General features: G+C 39.5%; 23 protein-coding genes. All 23 read right to left on the bottom strand.

The features are described from left to right. Positions 1–10: 10 nt before the first annotated feature. Complete coding sequence (gene dtd, locus PLZ15_13980; GenBank protein HOI30852.1) at positions 11–466, bottom strand: D-aminoacyl-tRNA deacylase; 456 nt, start codon at positions 464–466, stop codon at positions 11–13. Continuing rightward, positions 463–1,314: a peptide chain release factor N(5)-glutamine methyltransferase gene (gene prmC, locus PLZ15_13975; protein ID HOI30851.1), complete on the bottom strand. Its 852-nt coding sequence runs from the start codon at positions 1,312–1,314 to the stop codon at positions 463–465. Before prmC ends, dtd begins: the two co-directional genes overlap by 4 nt. Before the next feature lie 81 nt (positions 1,315–1,395). Beyond that, the gene (locus PLZ15_13970) at positions 1,396–2,727 is read right to left on the bottom strand and encodes a c-type cytochrome (GenBank protein HOI30850.1); all 1,332 of its coding nucleotides are present in this window, start codon (positions 2,725–2,727) and stop codon (positions 1,396–1,398) included. An 11-nt stretch (positions 2,728–2,738) separates the two neighbouring features. Further along, complete coding sequence (locus tag PLZ15_13965) at positions 2,739–3,620, bottom strand: protoheme IX farnesyltransferase (GenBank protein ID HOI30849.1); 882 nt, start codon at positions 3,618–3,620, stop codon at positions 2,739–2,741. A 14-nt stretch (positions 3,621–3,634) separates the two neighbouring features. Continuing rightward, a complete protein-coding gene (gene coxB, locus PLZ15_13960; GenBank protein ID HOI30848.1) occupies positions 3,635–4,252 on the bottom strand; it encodes a cytochrome c oxidase subunit II in 618 nt (205 codons plus the stop codon). A 9-nt stretch (positions 4,253–4,261) separates the two neighbouring features. Then, the gene (locus PLZ15_13955; protein ID HOI30847.1) at positions 4,262–4,549 is read right to left on the bottom strand and encodes a cytochrome C oxidase subunit IV family protein; all 288 of its coding nucleotides are present in this window, start codon (positions 4,547–4,549) and stop codon (positions 4,262–4,264) included. A 7-nt stretch (positions 4,550–4,556) separates the two neighbouring features. Further along, the gene (locus PLZ15_13950) at positions 4,557–5,183 is read right to left on the bottom strand and encodes a cytochrome c oxidase subunit 3 family protein (protein ID HOI30846.1); all 627 of its coding nucleotides are present in this window, start codon (positions 5,181–5,183) and stop codon (positions 4,557–4,559) included. After that, positions 5,176–6,813 (bottom strand): cytochrome c oxidase subunit I, encoded by a 1,638-nt coding sequence (ctaD, locus tag PLZ15_13945; GenBank protein HOI30845.1) that lies wholly within the window; start codon positions 6,811–6,813, stop codon positions 5,176–5,178. The genes PLZ15_13950 and ctaD overlap by 8 nt, the downstream gene beginning before the upstream one ends. A gap of 14 nt (positions 6,814–6,827) precedes the next feature. Then, the gene (locus tag PLZ15_13940; protein ID HOI30844.1) at positions 6,828–7,604 is read right to left on the bottom strand and encodes an SCO family protein; all 777 of its coding nucleotides are present in this window, start codon (positions 7,602–7,604) and stop codon (positions 6,828–6,830) included. Positions 7,605–7,613: 9 nt separating this feature from the next. Beyond that, complete coding sequence (locus PLZ15_13935) at positions 7,614–8,537, bottom strand: c-type cytochrome (GenBank protein HOI30843.1); 924 nt, start codon at positions 8,535–8,537, stop codon at positions 7,614–7,616. 12 nt (positions 8,538–8,549) lie between these two features. Continuing rightward, the gene (locus PLZ15_13930) at positions 8,550–9,737 is read right to left on the bottom strand and encodes a quinol:cytochrome C oxidoreductase (GenBank protein ID HOI30842.1); all 1,188 of its coding nucleotides are present in this window, start codon (positions 9,735–9,737) and stop codon (positions 8,550–8,552) included. After that, positions 9,734–10,873: a DUF3341 domain-containing protein gene (locus tag PLZ15_13925; protein HOI30841.1), complete on the bottom strand. Its 1,140-nt coding sequence runs from the start codon at positions 10,871–10,873 to the stop codon at positions 9,734–9,736. Before PLZ15_13925 ends, PLZ15_13930 begins: the two co-directional genes overlap by 4 nt. A 2-nt stretch (positions 10,874–10,875) precedes the next feature. Then, positions 10,876–12,243, bottom strand: a complete 1,368-nt coding sequence (gene nrfD / locus PLZ15_13920) for a polysulfide reductase NrfD (GenBank protein ID HOI30840.1) — start codon at positions 12,241–12,243, stop codon at positions 10,876–10,878. Beyond that, positions 12,243–15,302 (bottom strand): TAT-variant-translocated molybdopterin oxidoreductase, encoded by a 3,060-nt coding sequence (locus tag PLZ15_13915; protein HOI30839.1) that lies wholly within the window; start codon positions 15,300–15,302, stop codon positions 12,243–12,245. Before PLZ15_13915 ends, nrfD begins: the two co-directional genes overlap by 1 nt. 3 nt (positions 15,303–15,305) lie before the next feature. Then, complete coding sequence (locus tag PLZ15_13910) at positions 15,306–15,479, bottom strand: hypothetical protein (GenBank protein HOI30838.1); 174 nt, start codon at positions 15,477–15,479, stop codon at positions 15,306–15,308. Between the two features lie 18 nt (positions 15,480–15,497). Continuing rightward, complete coding sequence (locus tag PLZ15_13905; GenBank protein HOI30837.1) at positions 15,498–16,067, bottom strand: cytochrome c3 family protein; 570 nt, start codon at positions 16,065–16,067, stop codon at positions 15,498–15,500. A 212-nt stretch (positions 16,068–16,279) separates the two neighbouring features. After that, a complete protein-coding gene (locus PLZ15_13900) occupies positions 16,280–17,260 on the bottom strand; it encodes a polyprenyl synthetase family protein (protein ID HOI30836.1) in 981 nt (326 codons plus the stop codon). After that, complete coding sequence (tatC, locus tag PLZ15_13895; protein ID HOI30835.1) at positions 17,257–18,012, bottom strand: twin-arginine translocase subunit TatC; 756 nt, start codon at positions 18,010–18,012, stop codon at positions 17,257–17,259. The genes PLZ15_13900 and tatC overlap by 4 nt, the downstream gene beginning before the upstream one ends. Positions 18,013–18,020: 8 nt before the next feature. Beyond that, positions 18,021–19,322: a serine hydroxymethyltransferase gene (gene glyA / locus PLZ15_13890; protein ID HOI30834.1), complete on the bottom strand. Its 1,302-nt coding sequence runs from the start codon at positions 19,320–19,322 to the stop codon at positions 18,021–18,023. Positions 19,323–19,348: 26 nt separating this feature from the next. After that, complete coding sequence (locus tag PLZ15_13885) at positions 19,349–20,584, bottom strand: tetratricopeptide repeat protein (GenBank protein ID HOI30833.1); 1,236 nt, start codon at positions 20,582–20,584, stop codon at positions 19,349–19,351. A 21-nt stretch (positions 20,585–20,605) separates the two neighbouring features. Further along, positions 20,606–21,853 (bottom strand): hypothetical protein, encoded by a 1,248-nt coding sequence (locus PLZ15_13880; GenBank protein HOI30832.1) that lies wholly within the window; start codon positions 21,851–21,853, stop codon positions 20,606–20,608. Next, positions 21,854–23,053, bottom strand: coding sequence for a hypothetical protein (locus PLZ15_13875; GenBank protein HOI30831.1), 1,200 nt, complete (start codon positions 23,051–23,053; stop codon positions 21,854–21,856). Further along, the gene (locus PLZ15_13870) at positions 23,050–23,625 is read right to left on the bottom strand and encodes an HAD family hydrolase (protein HOI30830.1); all 576 of its coding nucleotides are present in this window, start codon (positions 23,623–23,625) and stop codon (positions 23,050–23,052) included. Before PLZ15_13870 ends, PLZ15_13875 begins: the two co-directional genes overlap by 4 nt. Positions 23,626–23,627 lie beyond the last annotated feature (2 nt).

Below are 23,627 nucleotides of genomic sequence, written 5' to 3'. Positions count from 1 at the left end.
AAGAGAATCATCATTCCCCTTTTGACTCAACAATAATGGTAACAGGTCCATCATTAAATATCTTTACCAGCATCATAGCGCCGAAAATGCCCCCTTTAACTTTAGCTTCTCCAAGATTTTCCTTCATCCTGATTATAAATTTATTGTAGAGGTCATTTGCAGTATCAGGCCGCGCAGCATCAGTAAAACTCGGCCTGTTCCCTTTTCTAGTATCGCCGTAAAGTGTAAACTGAGAGATAACGAGAACCTCGCCATTAATATCTTTAAGGGAAAGATTCATCTTATCATTTTCATCTTCAAAAATCCTGAGGTTGGAGCATTTATCCGCGACGAAACTGAGATCTTCAGCGGTGTCCCCCTCTTTAACACCAAGCAATATTACCATTCCTTTACCGATAGATGCCGAATAATTATGCGAGGGGATTTCAACAGATCCTTCAGTTACTCTTTGAACAAGCGCTCTCATTTTTTTACTCCGTAAATTACCCTATCAATTCTCTGATAGTCCTGAATAATTTTAATTTCTCCGAATCCGTTATTCTCCAGAATCGACTTTACTGAATCAGACTGGCCGAGACCAATCTCGAAATAGAGATAACCACCGGGATTCAATTTTTCGTCTGCAAAGCTGCTGATCCTTCTGTAGAAATTAAGACCGTCCATATTATCCGACAGAGCATTTTTCGGTTCATACAGAATAATTTCCTTTTGTAATGAACCGTATTCCGAATCACTTATGTACGGAGGGTTGGAGACAATAAGATCGAAATGGGAATCAGCTGCAAAACCGTTGGAGAGAATATCGGCCTTAATAAATTTAACATTATTAACATTAAGCCTCCCGGCATTTGATTCTGCAGTTTTCAAAGCTTCTTCAGAAATATCGATTGAAAGGAGATCGCCGTCCGACAAATTTTTTGCAAGTGACACAGCTATATTACCTGATCCGCTTCCTATATCAAGGATTTTAATCGGGCCATCAAATTTGTGATTATTAATAATCGTTTCCACGAGGATCTCGGTTTCCGGCCTGGGAATTAGGACGGAGGGGTTGACAAGGAAATTAAGTCCATAGAAATCAGTATTACCGATAATGTACTGTACTGGTTCATACTTACCCCTGCGTGCGATCATACTACGAAATTCATCTACTTCATTTTCAGAAAGGGGTTGTTCGAAACGAAGATAGAGATCGAGCCGTTTGCATTTGAGCAGATGAGACAGAAGCAGTTCTGCATTAATCCGGGCCGAGGGAATCTCTTTCTTCTCAAAATATTCTGTAGCTAATTTAAGCGCATTTAGTACTGTTAGCATAGTTGATTTAAATTTGCTTCTTTAAAATACGAAAGGGGAAGCATAAAATACTTCCCCATTCTAATGATTATATAAAAATCATTATTTATACGTCGACAGTATATAATCGACCACAGCTTCCGCTTCTTTAGGTTTTAAACCCTGATTCGGCATCGGAGGATATTCCGGATTTACTTTAACAGGATTAAGAACAAACTGAACAAGCTCGTCTCGTTTGCCTTCGTATTTTGGAAGTACTTCCTGATACGGCGGACCGACCAGTTTACGGTCGAACTGATGGCACGCTATACACTTGCCGTTATAAATATCCGCACCGTTAACAACCTCTACTACAAGGCCGAATTCCTCTTTAACTTTTTTCTGATAGTCCTCATAATTTGCAGCAAGAATTGCAAATTGTTTTTTAGTGGAAGTATCGAATGCATACTGATCTTTTATAATCAGGAAAGCGAAGAGAAGAACGAAGAGATAGATGAGCAGAGAAGCAAATTTTGTACTCGATTCTTTGAGCATCATGTAGAACAGAATCGCAATGAAAAGAACTAAAATCAGAGCAAGGAGGGCGTAACCAAATACATCGAAAGAAAAAGATTCAACAGGTTTTACCATAACATTAAGAATAATTAGAAGAGGCAGTACGACTGTAGCAACGGCTCCGATCTTCAACGAATAGTTTCTAACTAAATCAAGGTAATCTTTTTCTCCTGAGAAATCAGGCTCAGCTTTGAAATATTTATATAAGACTATTGCCGCAGTAATCGCAAACGACGCAACAAAAAACTGTATAAAGTAAACGATAGCTTTCAATGAAAAAATCAGTCCGGTCAGATTATTATTCTCCGACCAGTTAGCAGAATCGCCCGCGAGCTGCACAGAAGCAATGAACAGGTATATCGAGACCAGAAGAAGGATCCATCCGTACCATCCCGCTTTTTTATGCAGACTGGAGGTTTTAGATGAATAGTGCGGCAATTCACCGGGGACTTCGGTTCCAGTTCCCTTTTTTGAAGCAAACTCAAAAATGTCTTTCAGATGGAAAGTATATTTATAAGTATAGATGAGTACTAAAGAGACAGCAAGAAAGATAGTTGAGATTAAAATATATTCAGGTACATTAAGACCTGAAAGGTGAAGAAGCTGAGCATAACAGAATGCTGAGCTAATTAAAGGAACAATTCCCAGAGCAAATGAAACGCTCTTATTAAATGTAATCTGATCAATCAGTTCTTTTGCAAATCGGTAATACTTGTTATCCGTTTCCTTTTTTCTTTCGAAGTAAAGGGAGAGCGAAAGAGAACCGAATAATATGCTCAGATACGGCAGGAGAAGAAGATAAGTTAGTACAAGAAGGTATTTGAGCAATACCATATGATGAGCTGACTGAGGTAAAACAAGATTATCTAAAAAGTCCATATTCCCTACCGTTAAAATTCTGTTAGTAACAGTTTATCAATTGAGATGATAACTATTATTGCAAGCACATAAAGGTTAACCGAAATAAACGCTTTTCTGAATTTAATTTTTTCCAGATAAAGACTTAAAATTCCTTTGGTATCAAAAAGAAGCCACGCACCGATCAGTATCATCGCAATTAATGAATAAATAGTGGATGAGACATTGAACACAGGAATTAACAATCCACTTACAGCCAGCGCGGCAATCCAGATAAATGTAATGCGGCTGAGCTGGATATTGGAAAACTTTTCCGTTAATGTCGGATATCCAGCGGAAGTATAATCCTTTCCGTAAATAAGCAGAAGGAGCCAGAAATGAGGAATCTGCCAGATAAAAAAGAAGAGAGCAACCGTTAAGATCTGAAAATCGGAAGGATTGCCTCCGGAGGCAGCCCAGCCGATGACTGGCGGAATAGCACCGATAAGAGAACCGGGTACAACGGCCATGACATATTTTCTTTTAAGCGGTGTATAGATCAAATTATACCAGACGAAAGCAAGCAATCCAAGCATAGCCGCAGTAAGATTAGAAGAGAAGTAAATTACTAAGAAACCGGCGATTAAAAGAGACAGAGCAATCAATAGAGCGGCTTTTTCCGAAACTGCTCCGGAGGGAATCGGGCGGTTTTTAGTACGTTCCATAAGCGCGTCGTATTCACGCTCCTGGTACTCATTCAATGCCGAAGATCCGCTTGCAAGTATGAACACACCGAAGACAGGAAGTAAAATGTGCCATGTAAGATGACCGGAATGGATTATATATCCGACAGATGCCGAGACAGCTACAAAAAAAGTAATTCTTACTTTGCAGAGTTCAACGAAAAGTTTAATATGTTTTTTAAGATCTGTCAATATTCTGTTTAAGATTATTTTTCCTGATCATTCTTTTTATTCAGCCACTCATAAAATTCGAATTCTGGAAGAACTTTTACTTTAGTATACATCATAGAGTGGTTTAATCCGCAATACTCGGCACATGCAATATCAAAGGATCCAACCTGATCAGCAGTAAATCCGAGGTAAGTCGTTTTCCCGAACATTACATCCTCCTTAATCCTGAAGGCCGGGATATAGAGAGAGTGAGTAACATCGGCAGATTTCATTTCAAGTTTTACCGGTAAAGACTGCGGGACGTACAGAGTGTCGAGTTTCTTTCCGTTAGGGTATTCAAATTCCCATGCCCACATTCTTGCAGTAGCATGGATGACATAAGCATTTTCCGGTATATCACGGTAATCCCTGAATCCGGTATATCCAAAGTAGAACATCGAAAGCACGAGAATGGTTGGAACTACAATCCAGATAATTTCGAGCCAGATATTTCCGTGTATGTCAACCGGTTTATGGCCTTTCTTTCTGTTGTATTTAAAAACAAAATAGATCATCACCGCCGTAATTCCCAGAAGCAGAATTACAGAGATGCCAACAATATAGAGCATTACAAAATCTACAGTTTCAACATGTTGTGTTGGTGCTGGCGACATTTATAAACCTCAACGATATAGAAAATCAAAAAATGTTAGAATGAAAATTACCAATAAAGTAAAGCCGCTTAAAAGGAGGAAGACTTTAAAAATCTTTTCATCGAACTTAATATGCATAAAAATATTAATAACGAGAGCCGATTTGACAGCAGCGATTAAGAGTGCGACCAAAAGAGTATATCTACCAAGACTTACGCCGGCAACAGTAACCGTAATGGAAGTAAAAGCAAGCAGAGCAAGCCAGACTAAGACGTAGGTTCCGTAACCAATATGGTGATTATGTTTTTCTTCGTGCATGAATTCCTCATTGAATTAAATAGAATAAAGGAAAAAGGAAGATCCAGATCAAATCGACAAGGTGCCAGTAGAGTCCGGAGTTTTCAAGTTTTGTATAATTATCGAATGTAATCTTGTCTTTAATGATCATTACAAGAATAATGGAGAGTATAACAATTCCGATCAGAACGTGCAGTCCATGGAGTCCGGTCATTACATAGTACAATCCGAAGAAGAGGATCTGCCCGTTAGGCAGACTCAGAAGTTCATCCGATCCGGGATAGATTCCGTGAGAGAATTTTGCAGACCATTCAAAGTACTTATTAATCATAAACATAAAAGCGAAAGTAAGAGTCAGCGAAAGCATAAGAACCGATAAGAATTTATTTTTTTTCTGCAATGCAGCAATCGAAAGTGCAACAGTAAGACTGCTGGTAAGCAAAATCACGGTATTGAGTGTACCGATTCCGGTATTTAATTCCATTGCAGCGAGATGAAACTGTTCAGGATGCTGGTAACGATAGACGGCATAGACAAGGAACATTCCGCCGAAAAGGAGTAATTCGGTAAAGAGGAAGAGCCACATCCCCATTTTCGCACCTACATCATCGCGATGGACATGATGTACCGGGGCAGTATCAGCGTGATTACTCATTTTTCATCTCCTGCAACTGACTGAAATCGTACGGTTCATGTGTCACTTTTGGAATCTCCTTGAAGTTTTCCATTGTAGGCGGTGATTGAATATGCCATTCGAGCGTAACGCCTCCCCACGGATTAGGTCCGGACTTTGGACCTTTTAAAAGAGCGTAAATTAGGTAGCCGACTATAAAGAAAATAGTTGCGGCAAGAATCCAGGAACCGATTGTCGAGATAAGCTGAAGCGAGGCAAATTCCGGGAGATAGTCGTAATATCTTCTAGGCATTCCCATATAACCCATAATAAATTTCGGGAAGTAGAGCATCATAAATCCGACAAAGAAACCGAGGACACCAAGAGCGGCAAGTTTATCGTTATACAATCTTCCGAACATTTTCGGGAACCAGTAATGGATAGCTGCAAAAAATATTGTTCCGGTTCCACCGAACATAACAAAATGGAAATGCGCAACAACAAAATATGTATCGTGAACATGAATATCGGTTGCAAGAGAGCCGAGTACCAGTCCGGTAAGACCGCCGATAGAGAAAAGAAAAATGAACGACATAACCCATAGGAAAGGCGGCTTAGGATCAATTGAGCCTTTATACATTGTAGCGACCCAATTAAAAATTTTAACACCGCTTGGGAGCGCTACAATAAAAGTAAGTAGTGAGAAGACCCACCGAGCAGTATCGCTCATTCCACTAGTAAACATATGATGTGCCCAGACGAGATAACCGACAAACGCAATAGCAAGAGACGACATTGCAATAGCTTTATAACCAAAAATCGTTCTGCGTGCAAACGTCGGAATTATTTCGGAAACTACGCCCATAGCAGGAAGGATCATAATATATACAGCCGGATGGGAATAGATCCAGAACAGGTGTTGAAAGAGAATAGGATCGCCTCCGAGTGCCGGGTCAAAAATTCCGACTCCGAACAATCTTTCAAGAATAACAAGAACTATTGTAATTCCAACAACAGGAGTAGCAATAATCTGTATCCAAGCAGTCGCATAGGTAGCCCAGACAAAAAGAGGCATCTTAAAGAAGGTCATCCCCGGGGCTCTTAAACGATGAACCGTTGTAATAAAATTTAATCCGGTAAGGATAGATGAGAATCCGAGAATAAATGCGGCCAGCAGCGGAAGAGAAACATTTGTATTACTTCGCACGCTGTAAGGAATATAGAATGTCCACCCTGTATCAATCGCTCCGCCGGGTAAGATAACAGCCAGAAGAGCCAGAATCGCACCAAATACATAGACGTAATACGAAAGCAGATTTAACCGCGGGAACGCAACATCCCTCGCGCCTATTTGAATCGGCAGGAAAAAATTTCCGAAAATTGCCGGCAGTCCCGGTATGATGAAAAGGAAAATCATTATTACGCCGTGCAGAGTAAACAACGAATTATATGTCTGCGCTTCGACAATAGTTTTTCCGGGTGCAATTAGTTCAAGGCGCATCAGAACGCCGAGAATAACTCCTACCAGGAAGAAAAAGATGATTGTAATCCCATACATAATTCCGATTCTTTTATGATCGGTAGTAAGGAGCCAGGATAAAATCCCCGAATATTTATTAGTACTCTGCTGATAAAAATTTTTTTCATTTACGGTTGGATTACCGCTATTCATTTATTTCAACTCCCTCATTCTTTTTTTTTCTTTCTCAATAAAACAACCAGAAATATTCCAACACCAATCAGCATAACCGAACCTATAATTCTGGTAACATTTAAAGTATACTGTCTTCCTTCAGGGTCGTAACTGAAACAGAACTGGAGGACTTTGGAAATAGTCGGATTGGTCTTACCGGCTTTGGCATCGATAAGAGCCATTTTAACATCGAACGGATTAAATGTATTTCCGAACAGATAACGTGAAATTTTCCCGTCCGGTGAAATAGTTAAGACGGCACCGGCATGGATGTACTGACCATCATCACTTTTCTTAAAATAAAATCCTGCGGCATCAGTCAACTTTTTAATATTGACCGAATCCCCTGTAAGGAAAATCCAGTCAGCAGGATTGAAAGGACGTTTAAGGGTTTGAAGATAATTCTTTTTCCACTTTGAAGAGATTTCAGGTGTTTCCCTGTGATCGAAGCTGACAGCAATAATTCTGAAATCATCACCCGGTTCAAGCTGAACTTTATCGATTGTCCAGGAAAGTTCATTAAGCAGCGGACTGCAGATACCCGGGCACTCATAATAGACCAGAGCCAGGAGCACAGGCCGATCGATCAATTCTTTAAGAGTCTTCTCCTCTCCCTCGCTGGAGATAAATTTAAGATCCAGAGGGAGATAGTTGCCGAGTTTTTCATCAATTCCAACCTCTATTGGATTCTGACCATTAATACTTGTCAGGTAAAAGACGAAACTCATTACGATAAAAGAGGTTAGGTTAATTTTTCTAATTAGTTTCATTTCTATTCACTAAATCATGATTGAATTCAGATATTCGTAAATCGACCGCATTTCCGAATCAGTTACTCGAACAATTGAAGGATTAAAACCGAAATTCAAAGGAGCATTTTTTACAAATTGATGATATTTTTCGAATGAACCGAAACTGCTACCCGCAAAAGAATAGAGAATCCGATCCAGACTATTCGAATATGATAGGAGCAGGGCTGCTCCCTGATCCGATTTTGATTCCTCAATTCTTGTTTTAGCAACAGCGATTCTGGCTTGAATATCCAGATTTTCATCAAGTATTTTGCTGATAGCTTTTTCAACTGGAATCTGGTTAGGCTGAACTGTACCGGCTGAGAGATTATACTGAGCATTAAGCTGCTCAATCTGTTCATCTGTAATCTCCGGATAATCTGCTAAGGTTCTTATATAATGGATTATGTTGAACCGGTCTGAAGGCGGAAGATATTCATAAGCTGCCATTCCCCGCGAAAGTATCCCCTCCTGCAGAGTTTTATAAAGAGCATCCAGGGTTCTTCCGACAGTCCATCCCTCGGTCTCATGAAAATTTCTCGGCTTAGGATTCAATAAAAGTCCGGCCGGGCCATCTCCGAGTCCGCTATCACCATGACAGGATTTGCAATTAGCATCGTAGAGTTCTTTCCCCTTCGCAATCAATTCAGCCGTCGGATTCTTGACCGAGTTAAGATCAACAGCGGGAGTAATTCCGCCCTTCTTTTCATCGAGATCAAGTTTTATGTTCGAGATATCGGGAGCGCTAACGTTCTGTTCGTTAAAGGAGATTTGAATAAGTTTATGCCCGAAAAAGATTCCGAATGCAAGAAGGATGACAAAGAAATAGACAAAGAACCATCCGTATAATCTCAGCGGTGATTTAAGTAATTCTTTAAAGTCTATTTCGTCGCGGATTTTCTGTTTTTCCATAATTCAAAAATTTTATAATCTGAAATCAATTCCCCTTTTAAGTTTGGGGTCGCCTACCGGCACTAAATTATTTTTCTTAGATAGATTTACAAAGAGCAGAATAACAACACCAATGGAAAGCATCGGGAAAGCGAGTTCGATCCATCCGAACAGAGCCCCTACCTTACTGTAATTCGGCATTGCCAGCCAATAGAGATCATAGAGATGAGCAAAAAGGAGCCAGACAGACATAATCATCAATCTCTTAGGATCCATTTTGGACGGCTGAGTAAGTAATCCGAAATACGGAATAGCGAAGCGGATAAATATTAATCCGATAGAGACATACATCCAGTTACCCTCCCATCTCTGGAGAAACCAGAAAGTCTCTTCCGGAAGATTAGCATACCAGATAAGCAGGAACTGACTGAATGCGATATAAGCCCAGAAATTTGTGAAAGCAAACATGAAGGCACCGAGCGAGTAATAATGATCATTGGTTAATCCTTTAACAAGGTACCCGTTTTCATTCAACCATACTACTATCAGTGTTACGGCGGCAAAAGCAGCCAGGATCGATCCGGAGAAATAATAAACCCCGAAAATTGTTGAGAACCAATGGGGTTCGAGGCTCATTAACCAGTCAAATGCCGAGAACGAAATCGTAATCCCGAATACAGGAATAAACGCAGCAGAGAGTTTTATGTTTGTCTTTGTAAGAGTCTGATCGAAGGATGAATCCTGTTTCCTGGAATTTCTAGTAATGAAAAAATAGAAGACAATCCACAAAATCATGAATAAGGCAACTCTTACGATAAAAAACTCAGTATTAAGATAGGGAGCTTTCCCTTTTAGAATTTTATCTGCTTCAACAACCTCGGGATGCATCCAGTGAAAGATATCACCTAATTTAAAGAGTAAGGGAATTACTACAACAGGAAGGACAAGCAATACAGAAGAGAGAATTTCCGGAATTCTTCTAAACGGAGTACTCCAGACAGCACCAGCGACATATTCAACAGCCACAAGAAATAAGGATCCGAGGCCGATACTGGTAAGGAACATTAACATAATAATGTTATTGAACGCCGCACGTGACCCATCTACCAGATATGCTGCTGCAACACCTAACAGACCAATTACAAATAAAACCTGTCCGGCAATTCTCAATTTTCCCGGTAAATCTTTTTTCTGATAATCTACATTTTGAGTTGAACTCATTGTAAGTCAGACTCCTTAGCATTTAGCGCTCTTTGTAAAACTCTTGTGTAGTGAACGACAGCCCACCTTTCTTCAACCGTAAGTTGACCAGAATATGAGGGCATAATATTCTGTCCGTCTGTAATAACATGAAAAATCCGTCCGTCTTTCCAGGATCTAATCTTTTCGGAATGAAGAGAAGGAGGATTCGGGAATTGGCCTCTCAATCGGCTATCCCCTTCCCCGTAATAACCGTGACAGGGACTGCAGAATGTATCATATTTCTGCTGGCCTAATTCGAGCACTTCTTTCGAAACTGGGATAGGGTTGACAAGATTGGCTTCAGCAACTTCCGGCTGACCGGCGAACTGATACGGAGTGAATCCTCTGGCGATAGTTCCTTCAACGGGTTTTCTCATACCGAAGCCGTCAGAAAATACCTCAGAAACTGATTGAGGATTGAGTTTTGCCTGTTCCATCATCCAATCGAACGGGGGCATAAAGAGTAATTTATTAAGAGTGAAATATGTTACACCTGATGTAAGAAAAGCAGTAAAGAGGAGGAAGGCGATAAACTTAGGTTCGAGTATTTTGTGTTTATGAGCAATCTCATCGTTATCGTAATAGACAGCCGTTATTTCTTTGGCACCGCACTCGTTAAGGAATTTCTGGACGGAGGATTCTGAGAATAGTTTATCCTCGGCCTGGATACTAATACCGTACTTATCGGATGCTACCTTTTTCATATAATCAGTATCATGAAGTGGATGAGCATTGTTAGGCAATTTAAAGAAAACAAAAAGCATTGTAAGAACCGTAGCAATCGAAGCCGATAGAACGGTAACTTCGAACATCACCGGTACATACGCTGGGAATGAAAAGAACGGTTTTCCACCGATGACAATCGGGTAATCGACAGCAGACATCCAGAACATTAAAAGTAGAGCGGCCAGAGCACCGGACAGACCAACTACGAGAGCAACATAGCCGAGTTTGGAAGGCGGTAGTTTCATAGCCTTATTCATACCGTGCAGCGGGTACGGTGTATGAACATCGTACTTTTCAAATCCATGTTCCGAGGCTTTTCCGGCGGCATGGATTATTTCATCGGGTGTATCGAAGATACCGGTATAGCTATATAATATCTTATCACTCATTATCAATGATCCTTATGAGTAGGTTGAGCATCATCTACGACTGCTTTAACTTCTGCAATTGAAACAACTGGTAATGCTTTAGTAAATAATAAGATCCAGGTGAAGAAAAATCCGAAACTTCCGAGCAATATCATCGCGTCTACTAATGTTGGTGTATAGTATGCCCAGCTTGACGGGAGGTAATCTCTGGATAAGGATGTAACAACTATTACAAATCTCTCGAACCACATTCCGACATTAACGAATACAGCAACGACAAACATAACAGGTATAGATCTTCTAATCTTTTTGAACCAGAAGAGCTGTGGAGTGATGACATTACATGATACCATTATCCAGTAAGCCCATGCATATGGACCGAAAGCACGGTTAAGAAAAGTGAACTGTTCGGGCTGAACGCCGCTGTACCATGCAATAAAGAATTCCATTGCATAAGCATATCCAACCATTGAACCGGTTACGAGCATTATTTTGTTCATTTTCTCGAGTGTATCGAGGGTAATAATATGTTCATAGTTAAAAATTTTGCGGACAAAGATCAGAACATTTTGAACCATCGCGAATCCGGAGAAGACAGCGCCGGCAACAAAGTACGGAGGGAAAATTGTTGTATGCCAGCCGGGAAGAATTGAAACGGCAAAGTCGAAACTTACTATTGTGTGAACCGAAAGTACAAGCGGAGTGGCAAATCCGGCAAGTATTAAATAGACCATTTCATAATGCTGCCAGTGCCGGTTTGAGAATCTCCATCCGAGACTGAAAGTAGAATAGATTACTTTTTTAATTTTTCCGGAAGTTCTTTCCCTTAATGTAGCGAAATCAGGTATTAATCCCACATACCAGAAAATTAGTGATACAAGGAAATAGGTCGATACCGCAAACACATCCCAAAGCAAAGGCGAAGTAAAATTCACCCATAAGCCGTGCTGATTAGGATACGGCATTAACCACCCGTCCAGCCAGGGACGACCAACGTGTATCAAAGGGAATAGTAAGGCAGTCATAACAGCAAATATCGTCATACCTTCAGCAAACCTGGCGATACCGGTTCTCCACTTCTGACGGAAGAGAAAAAGAATTGCCGAGATCAAGGTGCCTGCATGACCGATACCGACCCAGAAGACGAAGTTAACAATATCGAACGCCCATCCTACAGGGTTGTTATTACCCCACATTCCAACGCCGTACCAGAATGTTAATCCGAGACCAATTACAAAAAGTCCAAGCATCGAAAGAGTAATTGAAAGCGCGATGTAAAATTTTTTATCCGGTCTGGTCTCTAACGGTTTTGAAATCAAATCATCAAGGGAACGTAACGGCGGTTTCCCTTCAACAACAGATAATTCCTGACTATAGTCGATGAAACTCACTAATTGCCCTCCGGATGAGTATTTCTAAGTTTTGCTATATATGTAACATTAGGTTTAATATTCAATTCCTCGAGAACGTGATAGGCCAGGTTGTGTTCTCTTAATTTCGAGATTTTTGATTCAGGGTCATTCGAATCGCCAAATACGATTGCGTTAGTCGGGCAAGCCTGCTGGCAAGCTGTAACTACATCAGTACCTTTGAGTTCTCTTCCTTCGGTGATAGCATTGGAACGGGCTTCCATAATTCTTTGTACGCAGAAAGTACATTTCTCCATTACTCCTCGTGACCGGACAGTTACTTCGGGATTATTAATCAATGAAGTAAGGTTGTTCTGATAGTATTCATCGGCAAAGTGATCGCGGAAATCGAAGAAATTATATCTTCTAACTTTATAGGGACAGTTGTTCGAGCAGTAACGTGTACCGACACAACGATTGTAGGCCATCTGGTTCAGACCATCCGGGCTGTGATTCGTAGCATTAACAGGGCATACATTTTCGCAAGGAGCGTTATCGCAATGCTGGCACAACATCGGCTGGTTGCTTACAACCGGGTCATCCGGTGTTCCGGAGTAGTACCGATCGAGGCGCATCCAGTGCATTTCGCGTCCCTTCTCAACCTGATCTTTACCGACAACAGGAATATTATTTTCTACGTTACATGAAGTAACACACGCAGTACAACCGGTACATTTATTAAGGTCGATCGACATAGCCCATTTAACGCCGGTGTATTTATGCTCTCTTGTGATTCCAAAGATTTCATGTTTATTGGCATGAAGGAAGTGAGGATCTTTCTGATAGTTTTCCACGGTTCCTTCCTGAATAATCTTTCTGATCCTGTGAAAATCTTTCACAAAAGTATCGTCGAGGGAATGATGTTCCTGCGTAGACACTAATTTGTGTTTCCCTTCAACTTTTCTTACAGTAGCATTAGTGTAGACAAAAGGTGAATCGATATTATTCTTCGACATAAACTGGACAGGATTGATTCCGACGTTTTTACCAACATCACCAATTACGGTTCTTCCGTATCCAAGTTCAATGTTTATAGTAGAATCCGACATACCCGGCTGAACCATAACAGGTAATTGCAGAACTTTTCTGTTCACTGATATTTCGATCAGATCATTCATCTCTACGTCGAGACTTACGGCTGTTGAAGGAGACAATGCCGCATAATTATCCCATGTGATTTTGCTTACCGGATGAGGTACTTCCTGAAGCCATCCGTTATTTGCAAAGCGGCCGTCGCCAAGGAAATAACTTTCCGTGAGATGAACAGTAAATCCTTTTTCACGATCTGACTCTTTCCGAATTTTGAAAGCACCTGAATTAAACGGAGTTCTATTTTTGTTCTCAGAAAACAGAACAACTCCGTCGTGCAGTGCGGAATACCAGAAAGATTTCTGATCTGCCATGCTGTTCGCTTTGGTGAAAATATTCTGATTAAAATAATTTATCAGATATTTATGATAAAGATCATCATTATAAGAAGCGGCATCGCCAGAAATCCATGTTAACAAGACAGATTCCTTTTGTCTTGTGTTGAATAAAGGTGAAATAACAGGCTGCTGCAGGCTGTAAACTCCGTAGCGGTTATTTGAGTCGCCCCAGCTTTCAAGCTGATTATTGACCGGCAAAGAATATTTGCAAAGAGTAGAGGTTTCATTTTCCGATTCGGTCAATGCAACTGTAGCAGTAACCTTTTTCAGCGCGGCTTGGTAGCCGTAATCAGGCGGTAGAATAAATACAGGATTAGAGTCGAGATGAATAACAACGCCGACATTTCCGTTATTCATTGAATCTATCAACCGGGAGATCTGATCAGGAGCAGCAAAAGGTAAAACTGATTTAAATGATTTCGAAAAATCAAAGAGTGTTGTATTGCCCAGTATTTCATTTAACATATTTACAGCTATATGAACCTCTTTAGGCAACGTATCGCCCGCAATAACAATTGACTTTCCACGATTAGAATTAAGGTCTCTAATAAGGTGAGCGATTTTCTGTTTATCAGCATTTACCTGGACTGAAGTATTATTAATTATTGATAATGCTTCATTCCCAAGATTAACCGATGACCCTGATTTCACTAATTCCTTAATCAACATCAATACAAACTGATACTGCTTATCAGGAGAAATGGGAATTCTGTAATCGGCCATCATTCCTGTAGCGCTCAATCTGCCCTCGGCAACATAGAGCCGGTTAAAATTCAATTTATCAACAGATTCGCGCCTTGTTGTATACTTTTGCATATTCTCAATATAATTTCCTTCAACACCAAGGAAATCTGAATCGAGGGAGAGAATAACTTCTGCTTCATCAAGTTTAAAGGCCGGATAATCATATGTACCGTAAGAATCGAACCACGCTTCACGTCTTATACGGTCGCCGGTTAGTTCTATAGGATAAATTTTTGTATTCGGATAAATTCTGGAAAAATCATCAAAAAGATTTTTAACCGTTGGTGAGACAACCGTCCCGCAAATAAGAGCAATTTCTTTATTCGATATTTTAGAATCATTCAGATAACTGATTATCTCAGCATCAATACTTTTCCAATCGGATTTTCTGCCGCCCGACATTGGCTCTTTTAAACGTTCGGGATCATAGAGATTTAGAATTCCGGCCTGACCTTTTGAACATAATTTCCCTTTATTTACGGGGTGATCGGGGTTACCATCAATTTTAATAGGTCTCCCCTCTCTTGTCTTTACAAGAATCCCGCAGGTATTAGCGCAACCGTTACAAGTTGAAGCATAATAGTTTGCTTTACCCGGATGTATTTCCTCAGGTCTTTTATTGTACGGAATTATTTCGCCTTTATCCCGATAATCGGTACAGGCAGTTGCTGCAAATGCTGTTGAAGCAGACAGAAGTGCGATAAATTTTCTTCTGGAAATTCCTGAAAGTCCGGATTCGTCAAATTCGTTAGTAACACCTTCGAGAAATTCATTCTCTTTAATCCTGATCATTTCCGGATCATTATTGTAGTCTTTAAGACTTTTCCAAAAATCTTTTTTTACTTCCTTAGAATTCCGATTATCGTTCATTTCCTAAACCTTGTTATTTCTTTTAACTGCAGAAGGATGAATTTTTATATCAATTTTCTGTTCCGGTTTGTACGAAGCAAATATTTTTAAAGGTAATACGGATGCCAAAAATGCGAAGAAAGCACCTTTACCCAATCTGCCTACAAAAACTTTTCTACCAATTTTTTTAATATCCATAATTAAATCCTTGTAGAATTACCGATGACAAGCAGCACAATTATCGGGACCAATGTTAACGTTTTCCAGATAAGGAAGATTCTTATGCGGTTCTCTATGGCAATCGAGGCACGCATTCATAGTAAACTGCCTTACCTGGCTAACAACTTCCATTTCTTTTAGATCACCATGACAGCTAGCACAATCGATCCCTTTATTAACATGTACGCTGTGGTTGAAATACGCATAGTCGGGGACCTTATGAATTCTCTTCCATGGAACGGGTTTACCTTCCTCGTAGTATTGAGTTAATTTTACAATTTCCGGTTTATCCTTACGTGCAACCGAATGACAATTCATGCAGATATTTACCGAAGGGATAGTAGCATGTCTTCCTTTAGCAACTTCAGTATGACAATACTGACAGTCGATAGCCATAGTACCGGCATGAAGTTTATGTGAGAATTTAATCGGCTGTTCGGGTGCATGACCGATTCCGTCCCTTTCGGGCCTGGAGATATAATAGGTTAGCACAAACGTTGCAGCAATTACAAATAAAGTTAATGGAAGGCGAATTTTTAGTGCGTAATCAAGAACAGTCTTTTTCATTTAATCCCTATAGTAAAGTCCCTTCTATAAAAGAAACCTGGTCTTCCCGAAAGAGCAGATTGAAATCCCAGATTAGTTAGATTATTTAATTAAGACATGCCGTAGAATTTCTTAAAAATTCCACGAGCTAAGATAAGAAATGGGGAATAAAAACAAAAAAGTTTTCTATCATAAAATTGAGATAGAAAACTTCCGAAAAAGACCTTTTAATATTAATTATTCCTGTCAACAACAAAATTAACTAAAGATTCGAGAGCAATACGGATTTCATTTTCGTCAAAAATTTTAAGAGCATCTATTGCCTTTTCAGCAAAATCCTTTGATACCTTCTCCGCATAATTGATGCCACCATGTTTCTTAACAAAATCGATCACTTCTTTAACATTCAGATTTTTTCCGCCGTTTTTAATCAGTTTAATTATTTTTTTTGAATCTTCAGGCGGAGCTTTTTTGAGAGCATATATCAGCGGAAGAGTAAGTTTTTTTTCTTTGATATCGCCGCCAAGAGGTTTACCGAACAGTTTGGCTGTTCCGATATAATCCAGTATATCATCCCTTATTTGAAAGGCAATACCAAGGTACTCGCCATAAGTTTTTAACGCAGCTATTTTGTTCTCATCATTTGTCGCAGCTCTCGCACCAATTTCGCAGCATGTAGTTAACAAAGAGGCGGTTTTATCGGAGATTATCTTAAAGTAGGTTTCTTCGTCGTTGTCAAGTTTTCGTGTTTTACTTATCTGGAGCAATTCACCTTCAGACATTCTTTTTACTGTATTAGTAATTACGCCGAGGAAATCAAAATCACTTCCTTCAACTGCAAGCATAAGTCCCCGTGCAAGGAGGTAGTCCCCCATCAGAACGGCAACTTTATTTTTCCAGACAGAATTGATGGATGGGAAACCCCTTCGAGTTTCAGCATTATCAACAACGTCATCGTGAACAAGTGTTGCTGTATGGAGCAATTCAACAAGTATAGCTCCTCTATAGCTTCTTTCGCTTATTCCACCAGCCAGTTTACTAGAAAGAAGAACGAGGACAGGCCTAACTTTCTTTCCTTTCTGTTTAAGAATATAACGTGTTACAAGATCAACCAAGCCGACTTTAGATTTCAGGGATTGTTTGAACAATCCATTAAACCGTTCAAGATCAGATTCAATAAGATGAGTGATTTCGGAAAGAGAATTTATTTTCAAGTTTTCTTTTGAAATATTTTTGAAACTAAAATACTTATTTCATATAAGAAAACCAATGGAATGGCCAAAATGACCTGCGAGACCGGATCAGTACCGGGTGTTAAGAGAGCGGCAAAAATTAAAATTGTTACGATTGAATGACGTCTGTACTTTTTCATAATTCCCGGATTCAGAATGCCGATCTTCGAAAGGAAAAATGAGAGCATCGGTAATTCGAATACAAGTCCTGCTCCAATAATAACACTGAGAATAATCGAAAAATACTCGTCAATTGCAAAGTTATTTACAATATCCTGAGAGCCGAACTGCGCAGCAAATTTAAGTGTAAATGGAAGCATTACGAAATAGGCGAAGACAACTCCAATGAGAAAACAAAGTGTAGTGAAAATTACAATCGCAGAAATATATTTTTTCTCTTTTTCACGAAGGGCAGGCGAAATAAACTTCCAGAGCTGATAGACAACATTCGGGAAGCTGAAGATCAATCCTATTATAATTGCGATTTCAAAGAAGAGAAAGAGCTGTCCGAAGGGACGCAGGTTCTGCAGGTTGAAATTAGCTTTTTTAGCGGGGAGTAATAGGATTTGATCAACAAAGAAATCGATAAAGATCCAGGCAATGACAGTGCCAATAACGATTCCGATTAAAGCATAAATAATCCGCCATCTGAGTTCCTCGAGATGCTCAAGGAAAGTCATTTCAATTTCTTTTTCACTTGAAGTGTCCGAACCAGATATTTCCTTTTTACTCACCGCAGTTCTTAACTAGTTTTTAGGTCGGGATACAACGGGAATCCGGAACAGAGTTCACCCACCTGATTACGGATGGATTTCAGTTCAGATTCGTTTTCAGAATTGATAATAGCTCTATTAATAAATTCCGCTATCAACTTCATTTCATTTTCTTTCATTCCCCTTGTAGTAACCGCAGGAGTACCGATTCTTATGCCACTTGTAACAAAAGGACTTTTAGTATCGAACGGAATCATGTTTTTATTGACAGTTATAGCAGCAAGGCCTAAAGCATTTTCAATTTTCTTACCACTTAAACCTTTTGCAGTAAGATCGACAAGCATCAGGTGATTATCGGTTCCGCCCGAGACAATATCGTAGCCATACCCGATTAATTCGTTAGCAAGTGTTTTAGCATTGTTAATAACCTGACGTGCATAATCCGCAAAGGAATCCTGTAAAGCTTCTCCGAAAGCAACAGCTTTAGCCATTATTATATGCATAAGAGGTCCGCCCTGAATACCGGGCATAACCATGCCGTCGAAAACCTCGGAGATTAATTTCAATCGATCGCCTTTAAGTGTTTTAATGCCCATAGGATTATCTTTATCTTTTCCAACGAGTATAACACCGCCGCGAGGTCCCCGAAGAGTTTTATGAGTCGTAGAAGTTACTACATCGCAATAAGGTAAGGGATTATTTAAAAGGCCCTTGGCAATTAATCCGGACGGATGAGCCATATCGCACATAAGCAGAGATCCGACTTTATCAGCGATCTCTCTGAATTTCGCATAGTCCCAGTCTCTAGAGTATGCACTGGCGCCCATAACAATCAGCTTCGGTTTTTCCTTTTTTGCAAGATCTTCAATCAGGTTATAGTCTAATGTTTTAGTTTCTTTATTAAGCATGTACGGAACAGATCTATAAATCTGACCCGAGAAATTCACGAGCGAGCCGTGAGTAAGATGGCCACCATGGTCAAGGCTCAAGCCCAGGATAGTATCACCGGGTTTAAGAAGAGCCATATAAACAGCCATGTTTGCCTGAGATCCGCTGTGAGGCTGAACGTTAACATATTCAGCACCGAATAATTTTTTAAGCCTGTCTCTTGCAATATCTTCTGCCATATCAACAAACTCACAGCCGCCATAATATCTTTTGCCGGGATATCCTTCGGCATATTTGTTTGTTAACACAGAGCCGGCGGCCTGTAGAACGGCCGGACTAACAAAATTTTCGGAAGCAATTAATTCGAGATGTGATTCCTGCCTCTCTAGTTCAAGATTAGATACACGCAGAATTTCAGGATCAGCATTGAGATAATTTTTCATTTCAAACCGTTTTTCATTAATTGATTTTACGGAACAACAACACTACGATCAATCCAGGAGTAGCATGCACCTTCAATTCTAATTGTATCACCCGATTTCAATTTTCTAAAGAAGTAGTCTTCTTTCATAGGAATTGAATTCTGCAGTGCCCTGACTCTTTCAGAGGCTGTATTAGAGAATTGTCCGCCCAAAGATGCAGCTTTACGATAGGTATTAACCGCAAGCAGATAAACACATTTAGCCATAAAATCGAATTCACAAGCTCTGGCTCCCTGTTCATAAAGCTGAGCTTCAATGAAAACCGGATAATCCCAGTTAGGATCAATTTTCATTGCTCTCAGGAGATAAGTCCTGGATACGGAAAGTTGTTCCATTCTTTTATAAACAAGAGCAAGGTTAAGATAATTATCCCGGTTATCGGGTTGAAGATCGATTAATTTTTTATATGCGTTAATTGCTTTATCATTCAAATCAAGTTTTTCATATACACTGGCAAGCTGTTTCCAGTAATTAATAACTTCAGGAGCTTTAGTAGTAAGAAACTCAAGAGGAATCTGCGCCTGTTCAAAATCCTGAGCACGAATACATGTAGCCGCATATTTATAAGCCTTTTCCAAATTTTCTTTATCAAATTCCCAGGCTTTTTTCATAATCGGAACAAGTTCGTCAATATTCTCGGCAATCGTTTCAAGTTTCTGATTCCATAATGGATTATCAGGTTCCTGTTCAGCTAATTTGCTGTAAAGATCAAGTGCCTTCAATTTTAGATCGTTCTCCTCTGTTGCATTAGCTATGTAGAGAACCCCAAGTCGGTCTTTGTAGAAAATATCCAGCGACGGATCTTTAGCCATGGCAGCTTCGTAAAGAGAAATAATTTCGAGAGGATTCGATTGGATCCAGACTTCCATAACATAGGCTTTTCTGGCGGTATAGAAACCTTCAAGATTCGGCTCATATTTAATTGCCCTGTCGTAGAAATAAAGAATAGTATCCTTTATAGCCAGTTTCTGCTGATCGGACACTTTAGAACTATCGTGTAAGTACCAGAGAATTTCCTCCATTTTAGGGAAGATCTTATATTTTAACCAGGGAGACGGATCACCATTAACAACCTGCCAGCCGTAATCAACAGCGCTCACAAAATCCTTATTCTTATGATATTCATAGAACAGGCTGAAAGTTACCTGATCATTCTGAGCAGACAGTTCATTATTGGAAATAAATCCAACGACCAGTAAAGTTAAAAGTAGTAAACGTTTCAATTTTATGTTCCTTCTATTAATTTATCTTTCGGTTCTGATAAACCAGAGTTCACCAATGCTCAAAGTTATGGAAAATTTATAGAAATTTTCACTTAATAAATTTCCCTCTTTTGTTCCTCTTCTGCCAAACTGGAAACCAAGATCCAGAGTATTATCGAATCCAAGCGGCATTGAAAAACCGGTATATAATGAAATCTGATCTATACCTTTACCGTTAAATTCGTATTGAGTGCTTTCATAGCTTAAACCTCCTCTCAACATAACCTGTTCCCAGAAAGAATATGATCTAACATCGGGGTTGCGGTATTCCACACCGAGGCTGATTTTACTTAAATCCCTTAGAACACCGAAGTTTTTCCCGTTGGCAGAATAATTACTGAAAGCTTGATACAGATAATCGGCAGTAATTGAATAACCGCCGTTAACCATCAATGAGATTCCAACACCAATTCTACCCGGCAACTCAGTCTTAAAAGAACCGGTTGAAGATTCGACATCTCCGATGAGAGTAGTCGATGTTACTGTAGTGTCAGTATTCAATTGGGACTGGCTGGAATAAATAAATCCAAGTCTAAGATCCTTAATAAATTCGGAACCAAATATGTCTGCCAGGTTATTCGAAATAAGTCCGAGTGTAAACCCGATACCATGATAGCTGTAATCCCGGGCAAAAGAAGCACTTATAAATTCAGATTCAGGTCCAAATTCAGCTGAAGAAATATGTTCGATCTTACCAGTAAAGTAGTCGAATGAAGCTCCAAGAGCAAAATCGAACGGGAGTTTTACAGACAATCCGATGAAAGCTTTAGATAATCCGCCGTCTCCATTGTATTGAACAAAATGCTTACCCGCAATCGGATCATCTTCCTCATAGGAAACATCATAATTTACATTGGAATACGGTACAATACCGCCTGCTAAAGTTAATCCGAGATCTCTTTCCAATGGGAATCCGAGCATCATTCCTGAAAAAATTGTCTGGGTATGAAATACAGATGACGAATTGGACGAGATACCGTTTCCATGAGTTATAATACCCGTTTCGAACCGGGACAATCTTACTTTATTCCAGCCGGCCGGATTAAGGTAATTAAGATAGTCGAAGTCGGCTGTAGCTATTCCAAGATCACCCAGTGCCATTCTTCTCGCTGAAAAAGAAAAATAAAAATCTCCCAGACCATATCTCGAATAGATTGACCCGCCGGATGGTAAAACATCTAGCGGCAATGAAAGCAAGAGTAAAACAATTATAAATTTAGTTTTATTCATTTATTTCTTCTGCATGTAAACAATTTTTAACCTTGGTCTTTTAAGTAAATCTGTTGATCTGCTACCATGGATTACAATCCTGGAAGCTGATCTCACTTCATCAGCAAGTGATAATTGCATCCCCTGATTTACACCGGCAATGGTAGAAGAGAGCCATCTCTGAATAAGCCAGGTAATTTCACCGGAATAGATGTTATTCGTTTTTTTCAAGACAGAAACAATCAGACTATCTGATGTAAAAGTTTTTGCGACACTATCCTTAAGAGCCTTAACCTCGATAGAATCGGAAGCAGGGACCCCGTTAAAAGATTTTAAGGTATCTACTGTAAGCTCCAGTTTTGCACTATTGACGATTATTTCTTTCGGCAGTGAAGAAAGGTCAAATGAAAGAAAACCTCTTGATACCAGTCCGCCTTGAAGATAAATGAATTGATTTTGAGTCGGTACAGAACCGGTTACAACATGGATATCAACTAACGGGGACACTAAGATTGTATCTACGGTGGTAGTTTTTAGTTCATATTCAATTTTAAGGACGGGCAGGAATTCTCCATCTAGAAATCCATCATAAGAATTGAACCCGACAATACGTTCGCAGTTTGAAGTCGGTTTAAAATAGAATCCATAATTCTTAGTGCCTGTTGTTGAGTTGGCCTGATAATTCAACATTTCTTCTGCAACACTGTTATTGATTTTAAATGTAATCAATGAATCGGTAATATTTTTATCGAACGAAACATTAACAGCATCATAATTAAGTTGCGCAAGGCTATCTTTATCAAATCCGGCAGAACTCCATGCGGATCGAATCTGATGGACATTAAAATCGAAAGTCCGGGATTCTTCACCGAGTTTATACACCGGCATCATCTCCATCCATGTTTTTCTAACTTTAAACTGATTATTCTTATAATAAGTAATCATAGAGTCTGAAAAAGGGTTGGGGAAATTCAGCAGCATTACAGATTCTGCATATGAATTTTTTCCTAACAATAGAGTAATTGACTGATCTAAGTCGACATCGGCATTAAAAGTAGCAGATGATTGGGTTACCGGAAAATTCTGAGTATCGAATTGTTTGAATTGAATTTTGCCGTCTTCCGGCAGCAGGCCTGCTCCGGTTGAAGTTGGATCCTCGTTGCACGATATAAAAAAAATCGAAAGGATCGGGATAAGAAGAAACTTATAAAGCCTATTCAAGTATTAACCTCCAGGTAATCCCTGACAATAAAGTCGCATGCATCTATGAAATTAGCGGCTACAAAATTGGGCTTTTTCCCTTGATTATGCAAGCTATTAATTTCTCTATTGTCATTACTATGAGTTATTAAAATTGTTTTTATACCGGCATTAAGTCCGCATTCTACATCAATTCCTTTATCACCCACCATATAAGATCTATTCAAATCTAATCCATGATCTTTAGAAGCTTGTACAATCATATACGGAGATGGTTTCCTGCATTTTGAATCTTCTTCATTACTATAATCAGGATGAAACGGGCAGAAATAAAAATGATCGATTGAAGTACCTTTTTCCATCAGAAGCGAGTTAATTTTATTATTGACAGCTATCACATCTAGGTCAGTCATCATTCCGTAAGCAATACCCGCCTGATTAGAGATTACAATTATTTTAAAGCCAAACTGGTCTTTCAGTTTTTTAATAGATTCGGCAACACCCGGAAAAAGATTGACCAATTCGGGATCCTTCAGGTATCCGGGGTCAAAATTGATAGTACCGTCTCTGTCTAAAAAAACCGCGTGCTGCATCA

The organism is Melioribacteraceae bacterium (assembly GCA_035362835.1).
Lineage (GTDB): Bacteria > Bacteroidota > Ignavibacteria > Ignavibacteriales > Melioribacteraceae > DSXH01.
This window is presented reverse-complemented; position numbering and strand designations above follow the sequence as displayed.

What these genes read in the sequence shown, in the direction of transcription:
- PLZ15_13950 (HOI30846.1), bottom strand. Translation starts at nt 5,183, where the DNA reads ATGAGTAATCACGCTGATACTGCCCCGGTACATCATGTCCATCGCGAT.
- ctaD (HOI30845.1), bottom strand. Translation starts at nt 6,813, where the DNA reads ATGAATAGCGGTAATCCAACCGTAAATGAAAAAAATTTTTATCAGCAG.
- PLZ15_13880 (HOI30832.1), bottom strand. Translation starts at nt 21,853, where the DNA reads ATGAATAAAACTAAATTTATAATTGTTTTACTCTTGCTTTCATTGCCG.
- PLZ15_13935 (HOI30843.1), bottom strand. Translation starts at nt 8,537, where the DNA reads ATGGAAAAACAGAAAATCCGCGACGAAATAGACTTTAAAGAATTACTT.
- coxB (HOI30848.1), bottom strand. Translation starts at nt 4,252, where the DNA reads ATGTCGCCAGCACCAACACAACATGTTGAAACTGTAGATTTTGTAATG.
- PLZ15_13870 (HOI30830.1), bottom strand. Translation starts at nt 23,625, where the DNA reads ATGCAGCACGCGGTTTTTTTAGACAGAGACGGTACTATCAATTTTGAC.
- dtd (HOI30852.1), bottom strand. Translation starts at nt 466, where the DNA reads ATGAGAGCGCTTGTTCAAAGAGTAACTGAAGGATCTGTTGAAATCCCC.
- glyA (HOI30834.1), bottom strand. Translation starts at nt 19,322, where the DNA reads ATGAAAAATTATCTCAATGCTGATCCTGAAATTCTGCGTGTATCTAAT.
- PLZ15_13925 (HOI30841.1), bottom strand. Translation starts at nt 10,873, where the DNA reads ATGAGTGATAAGATATTATATAGCTATACCGGTATCTTCGATACACCC.
- PLZ15_13930 (HOI30842.1), bottom strand. Translation starts at nt 9,737, where the DNA reads ATGAGTTCAACTCAAAATGTAGATTATCAGAAAAAAGATTTACCGGGA.
- PLZ15_13915 (HOI30839.1), bottom strand. Translation starts at nt 15,302, where the DNA reads ATGAACGATAATCGGAATTCTAAGGAAGTAAAAAAAGATTTTTGGAAA.
- PLZ15_13970 (HOI30850.1), bottom strand. Translation starts at nt 2,727, where the DNA reads ATGGACTTTTTAGATAATCTTGTTTTACCTCAGTCAGCTCATCATATG.
- prmC (HOI30851.1), bottom strand. Translation starts at nt 1,314, where the DNA reads ATGCTAACAGTACTAAATGCGCTTAAATTAGCTACAGAATATTTTGAG.
- PLZ15_13955 (HOI30847.1), bottom strand. Translation starts at nt 4,549, where the DNA reads ATGCACGAAGAAAAACATAATCACCATATTGGTTACGGAACCTACGTC.
- PLZ15_13905 (HOI30837.1), bottom strand. Translation starts at nt 16,067, where the DNA reads ATGAAAAAGACTGTTCTTGATTACGCACTAAAAATTCGCCTTCCATTA.
- PLZ15_13910 (HOI30838.1), bottom strand. Translation starts at nt 15,479, where the DNA reads ATGGATATTAAAAAAATTGGTAGAAAAGTTTTTGTAGGCAGATTGGGT.
- PLZ15_13940 (HOI30844.1), bottom strand. Translation starts at nt 7,604, where the DNA reads ATGAAACTAATTAGAAAAATTAACCTAACCTCTTTTATCGTAATGAGT.